1 protein-coding gene is annotated in these 3,115 nt (G+C 75.5%); it reads left to right on the forward strand.

The features are described 5' to 3' along the window. Positions 1 to 3,009, forward strand: a 3,009-nt coding sequence (locus tag ACFVHB_RS37455; RefSeq protein WP_380331654.1) for an amino acid adenylation domain-containing protein, incomplete at its 5' end; no start/stop codon positions are given. Positions 3,010 to 3,115 lie beyond the last annotated feature (106 nt).

A 3,115-nucleotide genomic window follows, 5' to 3' on the forward strand; every position in this document is an offset into this window, starting at 1 on the left:
CCCTTCGAACGCCTCGTAGAAGCCCTCAACCCCACCCGCACCCCCCACCGCCACCCCCTCTTCCAAACCATCCTCACCCTCAACAACACCACCGCCGGAAGCGACAGTTGGAGCTCGGCGGCGGCGGTCGACCCGGAGCAGGAGTCCGGCCGGACGGCGAAGTTCGACCTCGCCTTCACGGTCACCGAGCACCACACCGCCGACGGCGCCCCCGACGGCCTCACCGTCACCATCGAGTACGCCACCGACCTCTTCGAACCCTCGACCATCGAGCGCCTCGCCGACCAGTTCCAGCGCATCCTGCGCAACGCCGCCGAGCACCCCGACACCCCCATCCACGACATCGACCTGCTCAGCGAGCACGAGCGCCGAGCGCTGTTCACCGACTGGAACGGCCCGACGCGCGAACTCCCCGGCCGGACGCTGCCGGAGCTGTTCGCCGCCCAGGTCGCCCGCACCCCCGACGCCACCGCCGTCGTCTGCGGCAGCGACACCCTCAGCTACGCCCAGCTCGACACCGCCGCCAACCGCCTGGCCCGCCACCTGGTGGCCCAGGGCGCCGGCCCGGAGCGGCTGGTCGCGCTGGCCGTACCCCGCTCGGTGGAGACGCTGGTGGCCGTGCTCGCGGTGCTCAAGTCCGGCGCGGCCTACCTGCCGATCGACCTCACCCACCCGGGCGAGCGGATCGCCTACACCCTGGCCGACGCCCGGCCGCTGTGCGTGCTGACCACCACCGAGGCGGCGGCGCAGCTGCCCGCGACCGAGCACCCCCGCCTGCTGCTGGACGCCCCGGCCACGGCCGCCGCGCTGACCGCCCTGCCCGCGCACGACCTCACCGACGCCGACCGCTCGGCGCCGCTGTCGCTGCGCAACCCGGCGTACGTGATCTACACCTCCGGCTCCACCGGCCGCCCGAAGGGCGTGGTGGTCGAGCACCACTCGCTGGACGCCTACCTGGCCTGGGCCCGCGAGGCCTACGGGAGCGTGGCCGGGCGGGCGCTGGTCCACTCGCCGGTGTCCTTCGACCTCACCGTCACCGGCCTGTTCGCCCCGCTCACCAGCGGCGGCACCGTCCAGCTGATCGAACTGGACGACGAGGCGCCCACGGCGCGGGAGTTCGACCGCCCGACCTTCGTCAAGGCCACCCCGAGCCACCTGGCTCTGCTCACCGCGCTGCCCGAGCGCTTCTCGCCCAGCGCGCAGCTGGTGCTCGGCGGCGAGTCGCTGATGGGCGAGGTGCTGGACGAGTGGCGCCGGCGGCACCCGGACGCCACCGTGATCAACGAGTACGGCCCGACCGAGACCACGGTCGGCTGCACCGAGTTCCGGATCGAACCCGGCGACGCCGCGCCCTCCGGTGTGATCACCATCGGACGGCCGGTCTGGAACACCCGGATGTACGTGCTGGACGAGGCGCTGCGGGCCCTGCCGATCGGCGTCGGCGGCGAACTCTTCATCGCCGGTGACCTGGTGACCCGCGGCTACCTGGGCCGCCCGGCCCTGACCGCCGAGCGCTTCCTGCCCGACCCGTTCGGCGAGCCCGGCTCCCGGATGTACCGCACCGGCGACCTCGGCCGCTGGCACCACGAAGGCCGGCTGGAGTTCCTCGGCCGCACCGACGACCAGATCAAGCTCCGCGGCTTCCGCATCGAACCCGCCGAGATCGAAACCCACTTCACCGCCCGCCCCGACATCACCCAGGCCGCCGTCCTGCTCCGCGAGGACAACCCCGGCGACCAGAGGCTCGTCGCCTACCTCGTCCCCACGGCCGGCGACACCCCCGACCCCGCCGAGCTCCGCGCCACCGCGGCCGCCCAACTCCCCGCCCACCTCGTCCCGTCCGCCGTCGTCCTGCTCGACACCCTCCCGCTCACCCCCAACGGCAAACTCGACCGCCGCGCCCTGCCCGCCCCGGCCACCTCCACCGACCCCACCGGCCGCACCCCCCGCACCCCCCGCGAAGAACTCCTCTGCGGCCTCTTCGCCGCCACCCTCCACACCGACACCGTCGGCATCGACGACAACTTCTTCGACCTCGGCGGCCACTCCCTGCTCGCCGCCCGGCTGACCGCCCGGATCCGCGACGAGCTGGGCGTCCAGGTCGGCCTGCGGGCCCTGTTCGAGACCCCGACCGTGGCCCAGCTGGCCGAGCGGCTCGGCGCCGAGGGCGGTCTCGAATCCGGTGACGGGCTCGGGCAGGTCCTGCCGCTGCGCACCGGCGGCAGCCGCCCGCCGCTGTTCGCCGTCCACCCCGGCGGCGGGCTCGGCTGGTGCTACTCCGGCCTGGTCCGCCACCTGGACCGCGACCGGCCGCTGTACGCGCTGCAGGCCCGCGGCCTCGACGGGACCGGCGAACTGCCGGGCACCGTCACCGAGATGGCGGCCGACTACCTGGGGCTGATCCGCGAGGTGCAGCCGAGCGGCCCGTACCACCTGCTCGGCTGGTCCTTCGGCGGCACGGTGGCGCACGAGCTGGCCCGCCAACTCCAGGCGGCGGGCGAGGAGGTGGCGCTGCTGGCGATGCTCGACTCGCACCCCACCGGCCGCTTCCGGCACGCCGGGCGGCCCAGCGACGCGGAGATCCTCTCGCTGGCGCTGGACGGCCTCGACCTCGACGAGCTGGGCGCACTCGCCGCGGCCGCCCCGGCGGGTGACGGCGACGCCCTGGGGGACGGACTCCCCACCGCCGAGGCCGTGTTGGAGCTGCTGCGGGAGCGCGGCAGCGTACTGGCCGGGCTTGACCCGGCGGCGCTGCGCCGGCTGGTGCGGGTGACCGCCAACAACCTCGCGCTGGCCCGGGGCGACCGGCCGGGCCGCTACCGGGGCCCGGTGCTCTTCTTCGAGGCCCTGCCCGGCCGGGGGGCCGACGGCACCCCGCTGACCGAGCTGTGGACCGCGCACGTGGACGGCCCGATCGAGAACCACCCGCTGGACGTCCCGCACAGCCGCTTCACCACACCGGAGGCCCTGGACGTGATCGGCCCGGTCCTGGCCGACCGCCTGCGCTGACCCGGCCGACCGGTGGTGGGGGGGGGGGGGCCCCCCCCCCCCCCCCCCCCCCCCCCCCCCCCCCCCCCCCCCCCCCCCCCCCCCCCCCCCCCCCCCCCCCCCCGCC

It is taken from the genome of Kitasatospora sp. NPDC127111, assembly GCF_042677465.1.
Classification (GTDB): domain Bacteria; phylum Actinomycetota; class Actinomycetes; order Streptomycetales; family Streptomycetaceae; genus Kitasatospora.